The organism is Canicola haemoglobinophilus, from assembly GCF_002015075.1.
Taxonomy (GTDB): domain Bacteria; phylum Pseudomonadota; class Gammaproteobacteria; order Enterobacterales; family Pasteurellaceae; genus Canicola; species Canicola haemoglobinophilus.
The window spans coordinates 13834-34682 of the sequence record NZ_MUXZ01000019.1; the positions used below are offsets into that span (position 1 = coordinate 13834).

A 20849-nucleotide genomic window follows, 5' to 3' on the forward strand; every position below is an offset into this window, starting at 1 on the left:
CAAATGATTAATGGTGAGTCCACTCAATACTATCTAAATCAATACCTTCTTTGAACATATCCCAAAGTGGCGATAACTCACGTAATTTTTCTACCGCACCTTTAACAAGGCTAATAGTGTAATCAATTTCTTCTTCTGTTGTATAACGACCCATTGTGAAACGAATTGAGCTATGCGCTAACTCATCATTCAAGCCTAATGCACGCAATACATAAGAAGGCTCAAGACTCGCTGATGTACAAGCAGAACCAGAAGAAACTGCAATATCACGCAATGCCATCATTAAACTTTCACCTTCAACATAGTTGAAACTGATGTTTAAGTTGCTGCCTAAACGATGTTCCATTGAACCATTCACATAAGTTTCTTCAATATCTTTTAAGCCATTGTATAAACGATCACGTAGTGCTGTTAAGCGTGGCATTTCTGTTGCCATTTCTTCTTTCGCAATACGATATGCTTCGCCCATACCTACAATTTGATGCACAGGTAATGTGCCTGAACGCATACCACGCTCATGACCACCACCATGAATAATCGCTTCTAAACGAACACGAGGCTTACGGCAAACATATAGTGCGCCAATACCTTTAGGCCCATATAATTTATGGCTAGACATAGAAAGTAAATCGACTTTTAATTCGCTTAAATTAATCGGTAATTTACCTACAGATTGCGTTGCATCAGTATGGAATAACACTTTACGTTCACGGCAAATTTCGCCAATTTTCGCAATATCTTGCACCACACCAATTTCGTTATTCACATGCATAATAGAAACTAAAATAGTGTCATCACGGATAACAGATTTTAATTCATCTAAGTCAATTAAACCGTCTGATTTTGGCTCTAAATAAGTCACTTCAAAACCTTCACGCTCAAGCTGGCGGCAAGTATCTAAAATTGCTTTATGCTCAGTTTTGCAAGTAATAATATGTTTACCTTTGGTTTGATAGAAGTGTGCAACACCTTTTAACGCCAAGTTGTTTGCTTCTGTTGCGCCAGAAGTAAAAACAATCTCACGACTGTCTGCACCAAGCAAATCAGCGATATGATTACGAGCCACATCAACCGCTTCTTCTGCTTGCCAACCAAATTTATGTGAGCGAGATGCTGGGTTACCAAAGGTTCCATCGATGGTTAAAAATTCCATCATTTTCTTCGCTACACGTTCGTCCACAGGGCAAGTTGCCGCATAATCTAAATAAATAGGTAATTTCATTGTTCTCTCCTAAAAAATCTTTTTTTTCACACCGCACTTTTAGCTAATTTTTATTGATTAAATACGGCTAAACTCTCAAACTTTTGTTTTTTGTTTCGACTAGCTTGTTTTTCAACTAATTCTGCAATGGTTATTTCATTCAAGAAATTTTCAATTCTTACACTCAACTCTTCCCATAAAGAATGCGTTAAGCATTTCACTCCACCTTGGCAATTACCATTGCCTGAACATTTAGTCACATTAATATTTTCATTAACTGCATTAATCACCATGCCAATGGAAATCTGTTCACTGGATAATCCTAACTGATACCCGCCTCCTGGACCACGCACACTTTTTACTAGACCACCACGGCGTAATTTAGCAAAAAGCTGTTCTAGGTAAGAAAGGGAAATATGTTGTCGTTCAGAAATATCCGCCAAACTAACAGGTCCATGCTCAGAATTTAACGCAATATCCAAAATAGCTGTTACCGCATACCGCCCTTTTGATGTCAGTTTCATTCTCAATATCCTTCATATCTGCAATGGGCGGATATATTACTAATCCTACTAAATTAGTCAACTTCTAATTTTGCCTGTTAATTCGCTTTTCTACCGCACTTAACATCCCACGCAAAATATTAAGCTCATTTTTCTCAATCTGAGTGCGTTGATATAAACGCCTTAATTTTTGCATAACTCCTTGATTTTGAATAAAACCAAGATGCTCATATAGCTGTTCCGTATGTGCAAAGAAATACTCTAACTCTTGTGCTGTTGGATAGTTATTTTCTATCACAGAAAACGGCTGTTTCTGTTCCTCTGCTAAGGCAAGCCAAGCCATTCTGAGCTCATAGCTAACTAACTGCACCGCCATAGCGAGATTTAATGAAGAATATTCAGGATTGGCAGGAATGGTTAAATGGTAATGACATTTTAATAATTCATCATTGGTTAACCCAACTCGCTCCCGTCCAAAAACGATAGCGACTTTTTGAGATGACAGATTTTGTACTACTTTTTCTGCACATTCTCTGGGTTCAATTAAAGTATTTTGTAAATGTCTTAATCTGGCACTAGTACCAATAACAAGAGAACAATCTGCTACTGCTTGAGAAAAACTTTCCACAACTACCGCACTTTTTACCACATCTTCAGCGCCAGCTGCTAATGCGATCGCTTGTTCATCAATCTCTTGTTTTGGTGCAACTAAACATAATTGACTTAATCCCATAGTTTTCATCGCACGAGCCGCAGAACCAATATTTCCACTATGAGAAGTTTCCACTAAAACGATTTTAATATTTTCCAGCATTAAGACTTTTACCTTACTTAAAATTGTGGGTATTCTAGCATAGCACCTATAATTTACGAAAAGCTATTTCTCCTAAGCAGGCGCAAAATAAACGCATAGAAAGCCTAAAATCTGCTCGCATTTATAGGCAAAATTCACTATAATTCTTGCCCCTATGTGTTCTTTAAAATCTGGTGGAAATATGAATCCAATGTTAAATATCGCTATTCGCGCGGCACGAAAAGCGGGCAATGTAATTGCTAAAGGTTATGAACGCCGTGATGAAATTCAAACAATGACAAAAGGCACAAATGATTTTGTCACAAATATTGATAAAGCCTCTGAAGCAGCAATTATTGAGGTTATTCGCAAATCTTATCCTGAGCATACAATCATTACTGAAGAAAGTGGTGCGCATGAAGGTAAAGATAGCGATATTCAATGGGTAATAGATCCACTAGATGGCACAACCAACTTCGTTAAAGGCCTACCGCACTTTGCTGTTTCAATCGCAATTCGAGTCAAAGGACGCACAGAATTTGGGGTTGTTTACGATCCTATCCGCAATGAATTATTCACTGCAGTGCGTGGTGAAGGCGCTAAAATCAATGAATTACGTTTACGTGTTGACAGTAGTAAACGTGATCTTCAAGGTGCAATCCTTGCGACAGGCTTTCCATTCAAAAAAACCTCATTAATGCCAACTCAATTTGCGATGATGAGCAGCCTTGCTGAAGATGTTGCGGATTTCCGACGTGCAGGATCTGCGGCATTAGATCTTTGCTATGTTGCAGCTAATCGTGTAGATGGCTATTTTGAAATGGGTGTAAAACCTTGGGATATTGCAGCAGGAGATTTAATCTTGCGTGAAGCTGGTGGTTTAGTTTGTGATTTTAATGGCGATCATAAATATTTCACAGAAAGCCACATTGTTGCAGCAACACCACGCCTTGTAAAAGAGATGCTGAAAAAAATCCAACCTTGTTTAAACCCTGATTTTAAAGTTTAAACAGTAAATATCTCACAACAAAATACCGCCTCAATAGGCGGTATTTTGTGTCAATGTAATAGCAAAGCAAATAGATTTAGTTAGTACCACCAACGGTGATTTTTTCAATTTTACAAGCTGGCTGCCCCACACCAACGGGCACACTTTGCCCTTCTTTGCCACAAACGCCAATGCCATGATCAATTTCCATATTATCCGCAACCATGGAAATATTTTGCATGACTTCGATACCACTTCCTATCAAAGTTGCCCCTTTTACTGGCTTAGTAATTTTGCCCTTTTCAATTAAATAAGCCTCAGATGTGGAAAAGGTAAACTTACCAGAAGTTATATCTACTTGCCCACCACCAAAGTGCGGTGCAAAAATGCCATAATCTACCGAAGCAATTAAATCTTCAAACTTACTTTGTCCCGCAAGCATATAAGTATTCGTCATTCTTGGCATTGGCAAATGTGCATAACTTTCACGGCGACCATTGCCCGTTGGCTTAACTCCCATTAAATGAGCGTTCATTTTGTCCTGAATATAACCTTGTAAAATCCCATCTTTAATCAATACATTACATTGGCTTGGTACACCTTCATCATCTATGGTCAACGAACCTCTACGATTTTGTAATGTACCATCATCAACAATAGTGCAAAGTGGCGAAGTCACTAATTCACCAATTTTTCCGCTAAACAAAGAACTTTCTTTACGGTTAAAATCGCCTTCCAAGCCATGCCCAACAGCTTCATGTAATAACACGCCCGGCCAACCAGCACCTAATACCACTGGCATTAAACCTGCTGGTGCAGCTTCTGCATTTAAATTGACCAATGCTTGACGAACAGCTTCTTTGGCAAAATAGACCGCTCTTTTTTCATTGCCAAAAGGCTCTAAAAACCAATCTAAGCCAACACGTCCACCAACGCCAGCACCACCACGCTCACGCTTGCCATCTTTCTCAACTAAAACCGAAATAGACAAACGCACTAAAGGACGAATATCCGCAGCAAGTGTTCCGTCTGTTGCTGCCACTAACACTTCCTCATAAATTGCACTTAAACTGGCTGATACTTGTGTCACATATTGGCTTTCGGCTCTTGCGGTTTTATCAACCAAATGTAGCAACTCTATTTTTTGTTCTTTAGCAAGGGAATTGAGTGGATTTATGGCTGCATAACGCAACATTGCATCCACTTGTTTGAAATTTTGTGGGGCGAGCAAATTACCTTGTTTAATTTGCGCAATCCCCTTCACTGCAGCTGCACATTGTTGCAAACTAGCAAGATCTATTTGATCAGAATAAGCAAAGCCAGTTTTCTCGCCACTAACCGCACGAACCCCAACACCGCGATCAATATGAAATCCACCTTCTTTAATAATGCTGTCTTCCAATACCCAATGTTCATCTTGGCTTAATTGGAAATAAAGATCGGCATAATCAATTTGACGGTGCGACATCAAATCAAACACATTAGCGAGGTCATTTACATGAAGGTTACTTTGTTCAAGTAGGCTTGCTTGCACTTGGCTTAACATAAAAATTCTCAAATAATAATAGTGACAAAAAAGTGCGGTGGATTTTAACATAGTTTTAAAACTTTATAAAAATCCACCGCACTTTTACTCTAATTTACATCACAACGACATCAAATTGTTCTTGTGAATAATAAACTTCGGTTTTAATTTGAATTTGTTTACCGATAAAGACTTCTAATTCCGCCAATAAACCATGGCTTTCTTCATTAATTAAATAATCGGCAACCGCTCTTGAGGCATAAACTACAAATTGCTCACTGGCAAATAAATGGTTAACTCGGATAATTTCACGCATGATTTCATAGCAAACGGTTTCCACGGTTTTCACGCTACCACGACCGCTACAAGTTGGACATTCATCACATAAAATATGCTCCAAACTTTCTCTTGTGCGTTTGCGTGTCATTTCTACCAAACCAAGTTGAGTAAAGCCATTCACGTTGGTTTTCACTCTATCTTTTGATAATGCTAAACGTAAAGACTCTAATACCCGTTCTCTATGTTCTTCTGTTTGCATATCAATAAAATCAATAATGATAATACCACCAAGATTGCGTAACTGTAACTGCTGGGCGATAGCCTTAGTTGCCTCAATATTGGTATTAAAAATAGTTTCTTCTAAATTGCGATGACCAACAAAAGCCCCCGTATTAATGTCAATAGTGGTCATGGCTTCTGTTTGTTCAATAATTAAATAACCACCAGATTTTAGATTAACTCGGCTATTTAAGGCCGTTTGAATAGCATTTTCAACACCATAAACATCAAATAAGGGCTGACTACCAGAATATAAAACTAACTTATCCGTTAACTCTGGCATAAATTCTTCTGTAAATTGTTTTACTTCAGAAAAACATAGTTTAGAGTCAATATGGATTTTACTAAAATTCGCTCCGATAAAATCACGCAAAATGCGCTGGGTAAGCGCTAATTCGCCATACAACATTGAACGAGTTGAATATTTTGCTCTACGTTCTAACACTTTGCGCCATAAGCGTTTTAAAAACTCGGCATCTTGTATAAGCTCAGTTTCAGTAGCGCCTTCCGCTGCGGTACGAATAATAAAACCGCCTAATTCATCACACAACGGTAAAACAAGTTCTTTTAAACGTGCACGTTCTTCTTCACTTTCAATACGTTGCGAAACACCAACATGGCTATTTTCTGGCATGAACACAAGATAACGAGAAGGGAGGGTAATGTCAGTGGTTAATCTCGCCCCTTTAGTTCCTAGAGGATCTTTAACAACTTGAACAACGATGTCTTGTCCTTCATGTACCAATTGTGCAATATCTTTGACGACAAATTGTTTTTGCTCATCTGCATCAACACATTCTGTATGTGAAACAATATCAGAAGCATGTAAAAAAGCGGCTTTTTCTAAGCCAATATCAACGAACGCTGATTGCATTCCCGGCAATACTCGAGTAACACGACCTTTATAAATATTACCAACGATCCCTCTTTTTGCCTGACGTTCAATATGTACTTCTTTTAAAATACCATTATCCACCAGCGCAATTCGGGTTTCGCTAGGGGTTACATTAGCTAATAAATCAACAGACTCCATCATCTTTATTCCAAATATATTTCCTTTAATTAGTCTAGCGAAAAGGAAAATAGAATAATAGCCCCAAATAAGGTAAAATGTGAGCTTTTTCAAATTTTATCAATATAAATAATTCTTTCGTGAGGGCTTAATGTTTAGTTTTGATCCAACAATTATTACCTTTACTATCTATATTTTCGGTATGTTGTTAATTGGTGTATTAGCCTATTATTACACCAATAATCTGTCTGATTACATTCTTGGTGGTCGCCGTTTAGGTAGTTTTGTTACTGCAATGTCTGCTGGTGCTTCAGATATGTCTGGCTGGTTATTAATGGGATTACCAGGTGCGGTCTATTTATCAGGCTTAATTGAAGGTTGGATTGCCATAGGCTTAACCATTGGTGCCTATTTAAACTGGTTATTTGTCGCAGGTCGCTTGCGCATTTATACAGAATTTAACAATAACGCTCTCACATTACCCGAATATTTTCATAACCGTTTTGGTAGTAGCCATAATTTTCTCAAAATTGTTTCAGCCTCAATTATCCTTGTTTTCTTCACAATTTACTGCGCATCAGGCGTAGTGGCTGGCGCTAAATTATTCCAAAATCTATTCAATATTCCTTATTCTACTGCGCTTTGGTATGGCGCATTAGCTACTATCGCTTATACCTTTATTGGTGGATTTTTGGCAGTAAGCTGGACAGATACCATTCAGGCTACCTTAATGATTTTTGCCCTAATTCTTACGCCAGTGATGATCATTCTAAATCTAGATGGCATTGAGAATTTTAATTTTTACTTAGCCCAAGCAGAAAGTGCGGTAGGAAAAAACTTTACAGATATTTTCACAGGTACAACGACTATTGGCTTATTAAGTTTAGCCGCTTGGGGCTTAGGGTATTTTGGACAACCGCATATTCTGGCACGCTTCATGGCTGCGGATACAGTGAAATCCCTCAATAACGCACGCCGTATTAGTATCACTTGGATGATCCTTTGTTTAGTCGGTGCAATGGGAATCGGTTTCTTTGGAATTGCCTATTTCTCTGCCAATCCACAACTCGCCTCAGTGGTTAGCCAAGAACCAGAACAAATCTTTATTGAATTATCAAAATTATTATTCAACCCTTGGATCGCAGGTATCCTGCTGTCCGCTATTTTGGCAGCGGTAATGAGCACATTAAGCGCACAGCTTCTTATTTCTTCTAGTGCTATCACTGAAGATTTTTACAAAGGCTTTATCCGTCCAAAAGCATCCGATAAAGAATTAGTTTGGCTTGGTCGTTTAATGGTGTTAGTCATCGCTGCAATTGCAATCTGGATCGCACAAGATGAAAAAAGCCAAGTGCTAAAATTAGTGCAATTTGCATGGGCTGGATTTGGCAGTGCCTTCGGACCTGTTGTGCTCTTTTCTTTATTCTGGAAACGCATGACATCTTCCGCTGCAATGCTTGGAATGTTGACTGGCGCAATCGTTGTATTTAGCTGGAAAGCTATTATTCCAGCAACAAGCGAGTTACACCAATTATACGAAATGATCCCAGGATTTGCCTTGGCAAGCCTTGTAATTGTTATCGTTTCTTTATTGTCAGCAAAACCAGAACAAGGGATTTTAGATACATTTGAACAAGCTAAAAGCGCATATAAGGCATCGAAATAACCATGATCGATTTTCGTCCTTTCTATCAACAAATAGCCACCTCGCAACTATCGGCGTGGCTTGAAACCCTGCCCTTACAACTTAAACAATGGGAAAAGCAAACTCACGGCGATTATGCCAAGTGGGCAAAAATTGTGGATTTTCTACCGCACTTAACTGCGAGTCATATCGATCTCAAAAGTGCGGTCAAATCTGAGGCAGAAACGCCACTTTCTGCTGGCGAACAACAACGCATCATTCATCACTTAAAACAGCTCATGCCTTGGCGTAAAGGTCCTTATCATTTATATGGTATTCATGTTGATTGTGAATGGCGTTCTGATTTTAAATGGGATCGTGTTTCGCCTCACCTTGCCCCATTACAAGATCGCACAATTTTAGATGTGGGCTGTGGCAGCGGCTATCATATGTGGCGTATGGTTGGCGAAGGGGCAAAAATGGTGGTGGGCATTGACCCAACAGAGCTTTTCTTATGTCAATTTGAAGCTGTGCGTAAATTGCTCAATAATGATCGCAGAGCGAACCTTATTCCCCTCGGCATTGAAGAAATGCAACCTTTAGCTGCATTTGATACGGTCTTTTCTATGGGCGTTTTATATCATCGCAAATCGCCGCTGGATCATCTTACCCAACTTAAAAATCAATTAGTCAAAGGCGGCGAATTGGTGCTTGAAACCTTAGTGGTGGACGGTGATGTCAATACGGTTTTAGTGCCAGCAGATCGCTATGCCAAAATGAAAAATGTGTATTTCATTCCTTCTGTCGATTGCTTGATTAACTGGCTAGAAAAGTGCGGTTTCCAAAATGTACGTTGTGTCGATGTCGAAACTACCAGCCTAGAAGAACAGCGTAAAACAGATTGGCTAGAGAATGAAAGTTTGATTGATTTTCTTGATCCACAAGATCACAGCAAAACCATTGAAGGCTATCCAGTACCCAAAAGAGCGGTCATTTTAGCGAACAAATAATGAATTATTCCCAAACAATTATTATCGGCGCTGGCGCAGCAGGGTTATTTTGTGCCAGCCAACTTGGTAAAGCCAATCAGCAAGTCACCATTTTAGACAATGGCAAAAAAATCGGGCGTAAAATTTTAATGTCTGGCGGTGGATTTTGTAATTTCACGAACTTAGATGTCACGCCCCAACATTACCTCTCGCAAAATCCGCATTTTGTTAAATCCGCTTTAGCTCGTTTTACCCAATGGGATTTTATCGCTCTCGTTGCTGAATATGATATTCCCTATCATGAAAAAGAGCTGGGACAGCTTTTTTGCGATAACAGTGCTGAAGATATTGTGAATATGTTGCAAACCGAATGTGATAAATATCAAGTCAATATTCAATTACGCCAACAAATCGAACATATCGAAAAACTAGAAGGAAACTCAAAAGCCCGTTTTCAACTACAAAGCAATGGGCAAATTTGGCAATGTGAAAATCTAGTAATCGCTACAGGCGGACTTTCTATGCCAGCCTTGAGTGCTACGCCTTTCGGCTATCAAATTGCTGAACAATTTGGCTTAAATGTAATTGCACCAAGAGCTAGTCTAGTGCCTTTTACTTGGCGTGAAACAGACAAATTCTACACCGCACTTTCAGGGATTTCCTTACCTGTTTGCGTAACCGCAAAGTGCGGTAAATCTTTTAGCAATAATTTACTTTTCACTCATCGTGGCATTTCTGGTCCAGCGATTTTACAAATTTCAAATTATTGGCAACCTAATGAAAGCCTAGAAATTGATTTATTGCCCGCAGAGAATATTCAAGATTTTCTTAACAAGCTACGTCAAAGTTCGCCAAAACTTCATTTAAAAACAGCCTTATCCCGTCTATTACCGCAAAAGTTAGTAGAGTTATGGCTAAGCCAAAACCTTATTCAAGAAGAAGTTCTCGCCAATCTCAGCAAAGTGCGGTTGCAAAATCTTGAGAATTTAATTCATCATTGGCAATTCCAACCAAACGGCACCGAAGGCTACCGCACTGCCGAAGTGACTATGGGCGGCGTTGATACTCAAGAAATTTCCTCAAAAACCATGGAAAGCCATAAAGTCAAAGGGCTATATTTTATCGGTGAAGTGCTTGATGTCACAGGCTGGCTCGGCGGCTACAACTTCCAATGGGCATGGAGCTCAGCTTATGCTTGTGCCAGTGGAATTAGATAGAATAAAGAACCTCAATGCTGTCGCTCGTGTCCTCTCTTCGCTGTCGCCCGTGTCCTCACGGGTGACCAAAATCCTCAAAATTACCACCGCTCTTTGCGCCAAAAAGCAAAGCACCAGTGATGACACTGGCGCTATCGGAGCTATCAATAACCAAATGCTTTCGCCCATGTCCTCTCTTCGCTGTCGCCCGTGTCCTCACGGGTGACCAAAATCCCCAAATTACCACCGCACTTTGCGCCAAAAAACAAAGCACCAGTGAGGACACTGGCGCTATCGGAGCTATCAATAACCAAATGCTGTCGCCCATGTCCTCTCTTCGCTGTCGCCCGTGTCCTCACGGGTGACCAAAATCCTCAAAATTACCACCGCTCTTTGCGCCAAAAAACAAAGCACCAGTGAGGACACTGGCGCTATCGGGATACTTTTTATCAATCAACCCTAACTAGATAACTCATCCGCCAATATTTCTGCTTGCTTTAAGACATTTTCTATAGCTTCAGGTTGTTTATCGGGTGGATATTTGTAGAACTGCAATGCTCGGCGAACTAATACGCGCATTGCCGCTTGTACAGAAGATTTAAACTGCCAATCAATCGTCACAGAACGGCGAATTTTTTCAGTGATTTCTTTTGCCAGTTTTTTCAAGGTTTCATCTCCAAGCTCCCGTACTGCACTTTCATTTTGTGCTAAGGTGTCGTAAAACGCTAATTCACTTGGGGTTAATCCTAATTCTTCACCACGTTGTAATTGCTCTGCTAAGAGTTTACTGAGCTCAATTAATTCTTCAATCACATCCATTACGGTTAAACCATGATTGTGATATTTATTTAGCGCTTCTTTTAAACGTTGTTCAAAATCTTTTTTCAACGCTAAATTACTGGCAGCTTTGTTACTGATTTCACTTCTAACATAACGCTCTAATGCACTTGCCCATAATTCTTTCAACTCACTATCACGCACCATCTCCAAAAAATCGTCAGAAAGTAAGTTAATATTTGGCTGCTCCCTGCCCAGCAAAGCAACTAAATCTACCACACCTTCAGAAGTCACTGCTTGATTGACCAATTTCGCTAGCTGCAAAGCACGATCTATATTCGAACCTGCGCTTTTATCTTTGGATAGCATAGCTCGCACACCATCATAAAAGATGATTTCTTGACGATATTTCCCAACCTTCGGTAGGGCATTAGATAAATTCAGCCCTTGGCGAGCCTTTTGTGCAGATTTTAAGAAAGTCGATAAACGATTTTGTTTCGGCGATTGATGATCTAAAGCTAAAATATGATTTGCTGCTCTTTGTAACCAAACAAATAATTTTTTCTCATCTTGCTCAACTAAGGCTTCTGCAAGATCAAATGCCTTATCTTGCACAGGCGTGGCAAATTGTCCACGAATAATATCAAGAAAAGTCAGCATTTTATTAAATACTTCTTCTACATCTGTAACTGGTTTCTCCTTATTTCTAGAATTAGTATATTGTTTCATTGCAGTTTCTAATTCTTTGTCTAAACCGAAATAATCAACAATTAATCCGCCGTTTTTATTACGGAATACACGATTTACCCTCGCAATCGCCTGCATTAAGTTATGCCCTTGCATTGGCTTATCTAAATACATCGTATGGCAACAAGGGGCGTCAAAACCAGTTAGCCACATATCTCGTACAATTACCAATTTCAGCGGATCATTCGGATCTTTAAAACGTTTCTCCAATACTTTCTTCTGTTGATGGGAATAAACATGCGGTTGAAAATCTGCTGGATCATTTGCCCCACCCGTCATCACAATTTTAATCGCACCTTGATGCACATCTTCAGGATCGCCTCCCCATTCTGGGCGTAATGCCACAATTTTTTGATATAAACGCACACAAATTTCACGGCTCATTGCCACAATCATTGCTTTACCATCAAGTAAAGCGATACGTTGTTCAAAATGTTCAATCAAATTTTCGACCAATTGATCTAAGCGGCTGTCATTGCTCAACAAAGCGGCTAGCATTGGAAAGCGATTATTTTCTACATCGTAGCGTCTAGCCTCCTCCATAACAGCTGAAAAATCTTTACTTTCCCCCAAACGAATTTGGCGTGCTTCATAATACATCGGCACTGTTGCCCCATCTTCCACCGCATCTTGAAAGTCATAAACAGAAACATATTGTCCGAAAACCGCTTGCGTATCTCGATCTTCTAACTCAATCGGCGTACCAGTAAAGCCAATAAATGCCGCATTAGGCAAGGCATCACGTAAATGTTTGGCGTAACCAATTTTTTGTTGTGAAAACGCCGTTTTTTCTTCCTTATTTAAAGTTATTTGCTGTTGAATAAAACCATATTGGCTACGGTGTGCCTCATCGCTAATCACAATGATATTTTTACGGCTATTCAATACAGGATGAGAAAATTCTCCTTCTTGCAGCCCGAATTTTTGAATAGTAGTGAAAATAATCCCGCCTGTTTCCCTTTTCGCTAACTCATCTCGCAACTCATTCCGCCCATCGGCTTGCACAGGTTGCTGACGCAGCAACATTTCGCCCTTGCTAAAGGTTTCGTAGAGCTGACCATCTAAGTCATTACGGTCAGTCACCACCACAATGGTTGGATTTTGTAACTGTGGCAAGGCTAACAATTTCGCTGCATAAAATAACATCGAAATCGACTTGCCCGAACCTTGCGTATGCCACATTACCCCAATTCGCCCATCGCCCTGCTCGCCTGTAGCAAGCAAGGTGCAATCCACCGCTTCATTTACGCCATAAAATTGATGATAGGCTGCAATTTTCTTAACCCATTGACTGTTATCACGTTCAAACAAAATAAAATTCTGCACATAATTCAGTAAATTTTCTGGCGAAAACAGCCCCTGCACCAAGCCATCTAACTCATTTTCAAACAAAATTCGTTGGCTTTTATTCTTTTCATCAACCACACGCCAAGGGCTAAAACGCTCGATATTGGCAGTAAGTGAACCGATTTTGGCATCAATACCATCGCTAATCACTAACAACTGGTTAAAGACAAAGAGATCCGTAATTTCTTGTTTATAGGTTTGTAACTGGTTAAAAGCATCTGTTAAAGTGGCATTTTCTTTTAATGGATTTTTTAGCTCAAACACCGCTATCGGTAAGCCATTGATATAACACAGCACATCAGGTCGGCGGTTGCCTTTTCGCCCCGTAATCGTGAGTTGGTTTACCGCTAAAAAATGGTTATTTTGCACCGCACTAAAGTCAATCAAGCGGGCAAATTCTACCTTTTGTTCATCATTAAGCTGATACTCCACCCGCACACCTTGACGAAGCCATAAAAATAGGCTTGACGATTACGCTCCGCCAATTCGGTAATATCGCTACGGCACACCAATTTCACCACGTCCGCCACCGCACTTTCAGGCAACTGCGGATTTAACCGAGCCACCGCCTCTCGCAACAACGGCTCAAGCACCACATCACTCGCCGAATGTCGCCAAGCTGCCATTTCTTCCGAACGCCCAAAAGCATAGTCCCAACCAAGAGATTGCAAGCTCTCCAAGCATTGTTGCTCTATTGTGTTTTCATTGACTTTCATTATTGGCTCCTTTGCCAGTTATTTTTGTGATCTCTGTCGAGAAATTTGTTTGAAAAGCTGTATTTTCTTACCGCACTTCGCCATAGTCTTGACATCACTTACAAAAACTATCACACTATGGATTATATTTTATGAGAATATTTAAAACTAAACTCTTTGCTCAATTCAGTAGCGAAAAAGGCATTCAAGATGATGAATTACGCCAAGCAGTTGAACGAGCAAATCAAGGGCTAATTGATGTCAATCTCGGTGGTAACTTGATTAAGCAACGAATTCCCCGATTAAATGCAGGAAAATCATCAGGTTATCGCTCTATTATTTTGTATAAAGTTAATCAAAATGTATTTTTCCTGTATGGTTTTGCGAAAAATCAACAACAAAATATTTCGCCAAAAGAATTACAACAATTAAAAATGCTCGGTAAATTATTTGCTCGCTATACCGAAGCAGATTTAACGAAAATGGTCAATCAAGGCTATTTAACCGAAATTAACGGAGTTCAAAATGTCTAAATACCAAAGTGATATTGCCCAAGTTGTTCATCAAACCGTTGCAGAGTTATATGACGGTGGTTTTGTCAATAAACAAACAATGCGTGAATTTGATAAAGCCTGTTTAACCCCAATTACCCCACTTTCCCCCGATGAAATTCGCCAAGTGCGTGAAAATGCTCAAATTTCACAAACCGTCTTCGCCCATTATCTTAATATCAGTAAAAATCTACTGTCCGATTGGGAGCGTGGTATCAAAAAACCAAGCGGTGCAGCACTAAAATTACTCACTCTAGCCAAAAACAAAGGGATTGATGTTATTGCTTAGCTTTGTAGGGTGGGCTTTAGCCCACCATTATTTTTTTAGTTCTAACATTTTGTTTCGGTGGGCTGAAGCCCACCCTACTTACTAACAATCTACACCATATTGTTCTTTGATCATTTGATTACAGTATTTAGTTGCACCAATAAGATCTGGAAATAAAGTCCCATGGTGTATATTCATTTTTCTCAAATCGCTTAAACACTCTCTTCTCTCATACTGTGTCGATTTAATATATATTTTGCAAATATAATCTGCGATATCGTTTTCCCTTGTAATACAAACTTTTCTTAATTCATCTATTAAAGTGTCCTCTAAGGTTGTACAAGGAGGAGCAATAGTAAATAATCCTGACTGATTAATTAAGCGACCAAATGGATCTATCTTTGGTTCAAAAAATAATTTGTTATACTCATGGGAAAAATATTCACTTAACCTATTTAAAAGATTGTCCTTATTTAAAGCATAAACGACCCTATAATCTTCATTCTCTACTATTTCCTCAAATGCAAAAAATAATGATACATAGGGCGAATAAGTCCAATCTAATAATGGAGTAGCTAAACCATAATGTTGACCTATTGCCCAAATTTCATTTTCATCAGTTTCAAGTAAATGAATATTATCTTTAAAAGGTCTTCTACACTCTTTTTTAAATCTGTTTAAATGATTTTCTCTTAGATATAAGGATTTTGAATTAACTCTTTCTAAAGTAGATTGTAAAAACCAAGAATGTTCTTTTTGCCCCCTAAAAACCCAACTATTTTCTGAATTTTTGAAATGACTAGTTTTTAAAATATCTTTAAAATCAGCATAGCCATTTACAACTATCGAAGGTATATAAGTACTGATTTTAAATTCTAGTTCTTTATTTTTATCCCAAATGGAAAGCTCATTAGGAATAGAGCTTTTACACATATATGTCATATTTATAGTTCTCCACTTAATAGTTTAGGCAATAACAAATCTCTAGCATTAGCTAGTATTTTATTTTCCTTATGATTTTCAGATATTTTTGAAAAAATATCGCTCAATTTATTTTCAAAGAATACTAAGACATTATCTGCTGGTAAAGTAATTTGCATTTTAGAAAAAGAACCATTGTTTAATGCAATTTGGACAGCGCCAGTTGCCAACTGATTTTTTTCTTGTTTGAATTGTTCTGAATTTATATAACAATATAAAAAGCATTTACGATTTTCTTTAGGTCTTAATCCCATAAATCCTGTTGATAAAATTGTTCTATTAATCAAAAAACTATCATTTTTATCAATTAAAATTGCTTTATGTTCTCCAACCATTTTTGCAAACCAAATACTATCTACAACAGGCTGCATATTTGCTCTTGAAGGTCTATTTTCATAAGAAATCAACTCTAAATCCCCTACAATAGAATTTCCAGAAACATTTGCAGTAGCGATATATTCTTTTTCTCCATCAAATATATCAATTCTAGGTTTAATGATTTCTAATACTTTTTTATCCACAATTGAAACTATCCCCCACCCCTTCGGTATTTCCACGCCATCAATTTCTTCAAACTCGCTTGGGAAGGCTTGGGCGAGTTGGTGGAGTTGTTGGTAGTCTGTTGGGTTGGTTTGTTTGTAAGTGTTGAGCTGATCGGGGGATTTTCCGCTAATCACGCTCATTGCGGCGATGTTGGCTTGTTCGTCTGTTGTACCCTGTGCTTTTGCTTCGGCTTTGGCTTTTACGGGGTCGAAGTCGATAAACCAGCTTTTAAAGATCGCTTGGGCGATCTGTTCTAGGGTTTGGTTGATTTGGGTGTTGAGTTGGATTTTTTTATTAAATGCAAAAACTATATCAATAATTTCTTTCTGTATTTCTAAATTAGGTAAATCAATAGAATAATGAGAAATTGAATCAAAAGTAATTTGTGGAAAAGTTCCAGATCTACTTTCAGCAATAACCTTAAAGTAGCTCACTACTTCTTGAGAAGTTAAAATTAGGTATAGATATTCAGGTAAAACTAATTCTTTATTAACTTCAATTACCATAAATTTAGTTGAAACAACATAATTATCTAAATCTTTCTCAACAAGTAAATATCGTCCATTCCCAGGTCTAATTTCACTATATAAAATATCGCCTTTTTTTATAGCTTTTTTTGCTTGACCAGGTAATGAGTTTTTACTACTCACATTTTGATGTAAAAATTCATTGTTTAATACATCTCCAGTATTAATAAAAATCACTCTCTTGAATTTTTCAAAATCAAATTTTCTAGTAACATTTCTGGCTAATTGGTTAATTGAATACTTACTCATACCCCAACCCCTTTAAATTTTCTTTAATCTTCACTTCTAATTCGGCACTTTGTGCAAACTGCTGTTGTAAAAGAGCGGTCAGTTCTTGCATTTTTTCTGCAAAAGGAATGCCGTCATCTTCTTGTTCGGCTGTGCCAACATAACGCCCCGGGGTTAGCACAAAATCATTTTCTGCAATTTCGGCAAGGGTAGCGGCATAGCAGTAAGCGGGTTGATTTTGGTAATTTTTTGCAAGTTGCCATTGGTGATAGGTGTCGGCGATTTTGGCAATGTCTTCGTTGGTGAAATCTTTTTGTGTGCGTGTTTTCATATACCCAATCTGGCGAGCATCAATGAAGAGCACTTCGCCTTTTCTGGTTTTACGTTTGTTTAAGATCCAGATACAAGCTGGGATTTGAACATTAGCAAAAAGCTGAGCAGGCAAGGCGATCATCGCTTCTACCAAGTCAGCGTTGATGATGTTTTTGCGAATTTCCCCTTCATTGTTGGTTTGGCTCGACATAGAGCCATTTGCCATTACCATTGCAATTTTGCCTGTTGGTGAGAGGTGATAAATCATATGTTGCAACCAGCCAAAGTTCGCATTGCCTTTTGGTGGGATACCATATTGCCAACGGGGGTCATCGTTTAGGCTTTTTTCCCACCATTCACTGATATTAAAGGGTGGATTTGCCATAATAAAATCAGCTCGTAAGTCGGGGTGTTGAGGATTTGTGAAAGTATTTGCTCGTTCGCCAAAATTAAAACCTATGCCTCGAATAGCCATATTCATTGCAGCCAGTTTCCAAGTGGTTGAGTTAAACTCTTGTCCGTAGATAGACACATCATCAATTTTGCCTTGATGTGCGTTGATAAATTTTTCCGCTTGGACAAAGAAACCACCAGCACCCATTGCTGGATCATAAATTCTACCTTTGTAAGGTTGGAGCATTTCGACAATCAATGAAACAATGGATTTAGGTGTAAAAAATTCGCCACCTCGTTTGCCTTCTTCCCGAGCAAATTCGCCAAGGAAATATTCATAAACGTGTCCGAGAATATCTTTTGAGCTTAGTTCTAATGGCACACCGTTTAAGTGCGGTTTGGAAAAGTTGGTATCTGAAAAAGTATTAAATAAGCCGATAAGCGTATCTTCTGTTACATCATAGGTAGCGAAAATCGGCATTGCTCCTTTGAGCTGTTGATTATGACGTTCTATTTCAATAAAGGCATTATCAATTAATTTGGTTACGCTGTTAAATTTCTCGCCCCAAGGCAATTCTTGCCCATTTTGATAACTCACGACTTTGTTAAGCACATTCCAACGAGCCTTTTCTGGCACGATGAGGACATGATCTTTGATATAAAGTTCGGGTACTTCAAGTTCAGACTGGAGAAGTTGCTCAAATTCTTCAGGGCTATAACCTGTTGGATCTAAGTAGAATGGGCTATTTGGATCTTGTAGTTCTCGAGTGACTTTTTCACGCTGTGCTTCAAAAGCATCAGAGGCATATTTTAGGAAAATTAAACCAAGGACAATATGTTTGTAGTTTGCGGCATCGAGTTGTTGGCGAAGACGGTCGGCAGATTGCCAGAGTTTTGTATCAAGATCGTTAAGAAAGGCTTGTTGTGCAGCTAAAATTTGAGCGCTGTTGGCTGTTGGCTGTTGGCATTATACAGTTTCCTTCTAAATTATGCAATTTTTTGTTTTAAATCAGTGGGTTAGGTTTATTTGGTTAGATTAAATATCATTCTATTACTCTTTCCTTCCATAATTTTTCTTCTCCTTATGGAAAATGCGGTCAATTATAAAGGAATTTTGCGGCATTATGTAGCAAATGCATAAAATCTTAAAGGAGTGAGAAAAGTAGGGACGCCACGCTGGCGCCCGAATAAATATTTTAACCTTAACCTATTGTATTTATTTGTTTTTTTGTTTACGGACGCCAGCGTGGCGTCCCTACAAATACTCCGCTATTTAATCATTGTACAACTGCTACATAATACTGGAATTTTGGCTGATAAAGAATATTGAACTTAGATGTGATACAAAATCCCGATTAATTGAAAACAGATTTAATAGCTATTAATTATCAAATTGATAAGTTTACAAGAAAATTCCTATCAATATAATACCCACTCGAAAAGTAGTACAACTCAACAATAAATAACTTAAAGGAAATTTTTTTATGTCACAAAAATGTCCATTTGATCATGTTTCAAAAACTTTAACTAACGCAGCAGGTGCACCTGTTGTTGATAACGATAACACAATGTCTGCTGGCCCTCGTGGTCCATTACTTTTACAAGATGTATGGTTCCAAGAGAAATTAGCACACTTCGCTCGTGAGCGTATTCCTGAGCGTGTTGTTCATGCTAAAGGTTCTGCAGCTTATGGTACTTTCAAAGTAACTGCAGATATTACTAAATACACAAAAGCAGCTGTATTCAAACCAGGTGCTGAAACTGAAGTTTTATTACGTTTCTCAACTGTTGCGGGGGAGCGTGGTGCAGCAGATGCAGAGCGTGATGTGCGTGGTTTCTCATTAAAATTCTACACAGAACAAGGTAACTGGGACTTAGTAGGTAACAACACACCAGTATTCTTTATTCGTGATCCATTAAAATTCCCAGATTTTATTCACACACAAAAACGTAACCCACAAACTAACTTACGTGATGCAAACGCAGCATGGGATTTCTGGTCACGTCACCCTGAGTCAATGCACCAAATTATGACATTGTTCTCAGATCGTGGTATTCCTGCGACTTTACGTCACATGAACGGTTACGGTAGCCACACTTATAGCTTTGTAAACGAAGCAAATGAGCGTTTCTGGGTTAAATTCCACTTCAAAACACAACAAGGTCACAAATTCTTCACTAACGAAGAAGCAGCAAAAGTTGTGGGCGAAAACCGTGAATCAAGCCAACAAGATTTATACGAAGCAATTGAGCGTGGCGAATTCCCACGTTGGACTGTTCAAGTACAAATCATGCCAGAAGCAGATGCACACAAACATAACTATGCATTTGACTTAACGAAAGTATGGCCACATGCGGATTACCCTGTAATCGAAGTGGGTGTTTTAGAATTAAACCGTAACCCAGCAAACTACTTCGCAGAAGTTGAGCAAGCGGCATTCGCACCATCTAACATCGTTCCGGGAATTGGTTTCTCACCAGACCGTATGTTACAAGGTCGTCTGTTCTCTTACCAAGATGCACAGCGTTACCGTTTAGGTGTTAACCACCACCAAATCCCTGTAAATGCACCAAAATGCCCATACCACACAACTCATCGTGATGGTGCAATGCGTGTAGATAACAACGGTGGTAACCACCCTAACTATGCACCAAACCGTTTCGAAACTTATGTTCCGACACATGATCAAGTGCCTTTACAAATCGAACGTGAAGCAGCGCACTTTGACTTCCGTGCATATGATGAAGATTACTACTCACAACCAGCAGCGCTTTACAATATCTTCACAGCTGAAGAGAAAGATCGTTTAGCGGGCAACTTTGCAGCTGGTTTAGCTGGTGTAACAGTTCCTGAAATCGTTGAGCGTCAAATGGCTCACTTCGAGAAAGTAAGTACAGAATTAGCAAATGCTATCCGTGCTAAATTAGCAAAATAGTATGAGTTAATAACCAAAAATAAAATCTCCCAAAATGAAAACCCATTAGAGCAATCTAATGGGTTTTTCTTCGTTGAATGGAAAAGTGCGGTAGTAATTTAGAAGATTTTGTACTACAACGATAGCGCACGTGTCCTCACCACACCTGTTCGAAA

15 protein-coding genes and 1 pseudogene are annotated in these 20849 nt (G+C 38.8%); 7 read left to right on the plus strand and 9 right to left on the minus strand.

Features of this window, described 5'->3' with window-relative positions; genetic code table 11:
- Nucleotides 1-7: 7 nt before the first annotated feature.
- The 3 genes from B0186_RS07175 to trmJ all read right to left on the minus strand — a co-directional run bounded on the left by B0186_RS07175 (nucleotide 8) and on the right by trmJ (nucleotide 2518).
- Nucleotides 8-1222, minus strand: coding sequence for an IscS subfamily cysteine desulfurase (locus tag B0186_RS07175; protein ID WP_078218699.1), 1215 nt, complete (start codon nucleotides 1220-1222; stop codon nucleotides 8-10).
- Nucleotides 1223-1272: 50 nt separating this feature from the next.
- A complete protein-coding gene (iscR, locus tag B0186_RS07180) occupies nucleotides 1273-1725 on the minus strand; it encodes a Fe-S cluster assembly transcriptional regulator IscR (protein WP_078218700.1) in 453 nt (150 codons plus the stop codon).
- A 64-nt stretch (nucleotides 1726-1789) separates the two neighbouring features.
- Nucleotides 1790-2518, minus strand: a complete 729-nt coding sequence (trmJ, locus tag B0186_RS07185; RefSeq protein ID WP_078218701.1) for a tRNA (cytosine(32)/uridine(32)-2'-O)-methyltransferase TrmJ — start codon at nucleotides 2516-2518, stop codon at nucleotides 1790-1792.
- A 181-nt stretch (nucleotides 2519-2699) separates the two neighbouring features.
- Between trmJ and suhB the strand changes: the two genes are divergently transcribed.
- The gene (suhB, locus tag B0186_RS07190) at nucleotides 2700-3506 is read left to right on the plus strand and encodes an inositol-1-monophosphatase (RefSeq protein WP_078218702.1); all 807 of its coding nucleotides are present in this window, start codon (nucleotides 2700-2702) and stop codon (nucleotides 3504-3506) included.
- Nucleotides 3507-3582: 76 nt separating this feature from the next.
- Here the strand turns inward: suhB and tldD are convergent, their stop codons facing one another.
- Both tldD and rng read right to left on the minus strand, forming a co-directional pair.
- Nucleotides 3583-5031 carry a metalloprotease TldD gene (gene tldD, locus B0186_RS07195; RefSeq protein WP_078218703.1) on the minus strand — a complete coding sequence of 483 codons (1449 nt, stop codon included), beginning with the start codon at nucleotides 5029-5031 and terminating at the stop codon, nucleotides 3583-3585.
- A gap of 94 nt (nucleotides 5032-5125) precedes the next feature.
- Nucleotides 5126-6601, minus strand: coding sequence for a ribonuclease G (gene rng, locus B0186_RS07200; RefSeq protein WP_078218714.1), 1476 nt, complete (start codon nucleotides 6599-6601; stop codon nucleotides 5126-5128).
- Nucleotides 6602-6731: 130 nt separating this feature from the next.
- Between rng and putP the strand changes: the two genes are divergently transcribed.
- The 3 genes from putP to B0186_RS07215 are packed head-to-tail and all read left to right on the plus strand — an operon-like array spanning nucleotide 6732 to nucleotide 10410.
- Entirely contained in the window at nucleotides 6732-8246 is a 1515-nt protein-coding gene (gene putP / locus B0186_RS07205) for a sodium/proline symporter PutP (protein ID WP_078218704.1), read from the plus strand.
- Between the two features lie 2 nt (nucleotides 8247-8248).
- Nucleotides 8249-9214 (plus strand): tRNA 5-methoxyuridine(34)/uridine 5-oxyacetic acid(34) synthase CmoB, encoded by a 966-nt coding sequence (gene cmoB, locus B0186_RS07210; RefSeq protein WP_078218705.1) that lies wholly within the window; start codon nucleotides 8249-8251, stop codon nucleotides 9212-9214.
- Entirely contained in the window at nucleotides 9211-10410 is a 1200-nt protein-coding gene (locus tag B0186_RS07215) for a BaiN/RdsA family NAD(P)/FAD-dependent oxidoreductase (RefSeq protein WP_078218706.1), read from the plus strand. The genes cmoB and B0186_RS07215 overlap by 4 nt, the downstream gene beginning before the upstream one ends.
- 438 nt (nucleotides 10411-10848) lie before the next feature.
- On the opposite strand, the pseudogene B0186_RS07225 reads toward B0186_RS07215, so the two are convergent.
- A pseudogene (locus B0186_RS07225) lies at nucleotides 10849-13976 on the minus strand (type I restriction endonuclease subunit R).
- A 131-nt stretch (nucleotides 13977-14107) separates the two neighbouring features.
- Between B0186_RS07225 and B0186_RS07230 the strand changes: the two are divergent.
- Together B0186_RS07230 and B0186_RS07235 are read left to right on the plus strand one after the other, a co-directional pair.
- Nucleotides 14108-14488 carry a type II toxin-antitoxin system RelE/ParE family toxin gene (locus B0186_RS07230; protein WP_078218708.1) on the plus strand — a complete coding sequence of 127 codons (381 nt, stop codon included), beginning with the start codon at nucleotides 14108-14110 and terminating at the stop codon, nucleotides 14486-14488.
- Nucleotides 14481-14795 carry a helix-turn-helix domain-containing protein gene (locus B0186_RS07235; RefSeq protein WP_078218709.1) on the plus strand — a complete coding sequence of 105 codons (315 nt, stop codon included), beginning with the start codon at nucleotides 14481-14483 and terminating at the stop codon, nucleotides 14793-14795. Before B0186_RS07230 ends, B0186_RS07235 begins: the two co-directional genes overlap by 8 nt.
- An 81-nt stretch (nucleotides 14796-14876) precedes the next feature.
- Here B0186_RS07235 and B0186_RS07240 read toward each other — a convergent pair whose 3' ends face one another.
- The 3 genes from B0186_RS07240 to B0186_RS07250 are packed head-to-tail and all read right to left on the minus strand — an operon-like array spanning nucleotide 14877 to nucleotide 18695.
- Nucleotides 14877-15716 (minus strand): FRG domain-containing protein, encoded by an 840-nt coding sequence (locus B0186_RS07240; RefSeq protein ID WP_078218710.1) that lies wholly within the window; start codon nucleotides 15714-15716, stop codon nucleotides 14877-14879.
- Between the two features lie 2 nt (nucleotides 15717-15718).
- The gene (locus tag B0186_RS07245) at nucleotides 15719-17074 is read right to left on the minus strand and encodes a restriction endonuclease subunit S (protein WP_078218711.1); all 1356 of its coding nucleotides are present in this window, start codon (nucleotides 17072-17074) and stop codon (nucleotides 15719-15721) included.
- Entirely contained in the window at nucleotides 17067-18695 is a 1629-nt protein-coding gene (locus B0186_RS07250) for a class I SAM-dependent DNA methyltransferase (RefSeq protein WP_078218712.1), read from the minus strand. Before B0186_RS07250 ends, B0186_RS07245 begins: the two co-directional genes overlap by 8 nt.
- 547 nt (nucleotides 18696-19242) lie before the next feature.
- Between B0186_RS07250 and B0186_RS07255 the strand changes: the two genes are divergently transcribed.
- Nucleotides 19243-20694, plus strand: a complete 1452-nt coding sequence (locus B0186_RS07255; protein WP_078218713.1) for a catalase — start codon at nucleotides 19243-19245, stop codon at nucleotides 20692-20694.
- The last annotated feature ends 155 nt before the right edge of the window (nucleotides 20695-20849 follow it).

What these genes read in the sequence shown, in the direction of transcription:
- cmoB (WP_078218705.1), top strand. Translation starts at nt 8,249, where the DNA reads ATGATCGATTTTCGTCCTTTCTATCAACAAATAGCCACCTCGCAACTA.
- B0186_RS07245 (WP_078218711.1), bottom strand. Translation starts at nt 17,074, where the DNA reads ATGAGTAAGTATTCAATTAACCAATTAGCCAGAAATGTTACTAGAAAA.
- rng (WP_078218714.1), bottom strand. Translation starts at nt 6,601, where the DNA reads ATGGAGTCTGTTGATTTATTAGCTAATGTAACCCCTAGCGAAACCCGA.
- trmJ (WP_078218701.1), bottom strand. Translation starts at nt 2,518, where the DNA reads ATGCTGGAAAATATTAAAATCGTTTTAGTGGAAACTTCTCATAGTGGA.
- iscR (WP_078218700.1), bottom strand. Translation starts at nt 1,725, where the DNA reads ATGAAACTGACATCAAAAGGGCGGTATGCGGTAACAGCTATTTTGGAT.
- tldD (WP_078218703.1), bottom strand. Translation starts at nt 5,031, where the DNA reads ATGTTAAGCCAAGTGCAAGCAAGCCTACTTGAACAAAGTAACCTTCAT.
- B0186_RS07255 (WP_078218713.1), top strand. Translation starts at nt 19,243, where the DNA reads ATGTCACAAAAATGTCCATTTGATCATGTTTCAAAAACTTTAACTAAC.
- B0186_RS07235 (WP_078218709.1), top strand. Translation starts at nt 14,481, where the DNA reads ATGTCTAAATACCAAAGTGATATTGCCCAAGTTGTTCATCAAACCGTT.
- B0186_RS07240 (WP_078218710.1), bottom strand. Translation starts at nt 15,716, where the DNA reads ATGACATATATGTGTAAAAGCTCTATTCCTAATGAGCTTTCCATTTGG.
- suhB (WP_078218702.1), top strand. Translation starts at nt 2,700, where the DNA reads ATGAATCCAATGTTAAATATCGCTATTCGCGCGGCACGAAAAGCGGGC.
- B0186_RS07230 (WP_078218708.1), top strand. Translation starts at nt 14,108, where the DNA reads ATGAGAATATTTAAAACTAAACTCTTTGCTCAATTCAGTAGCGAAAAA.
- B0186_RS07175 (WP_078218699.1), bottom strand. Translation starts at nt 1,222, where the DNA reads ATGAAATTACCTATTTATTTAGATTATGCGGCAACTTGCCCTGTGGAC.
- putP (WP_078218704.1), top strand. Translation starts at nt 6,732, where the DNA reads ATGTTTAGTTTTGATCCAACAATTATTACCTTTACTATCTATATTTTC.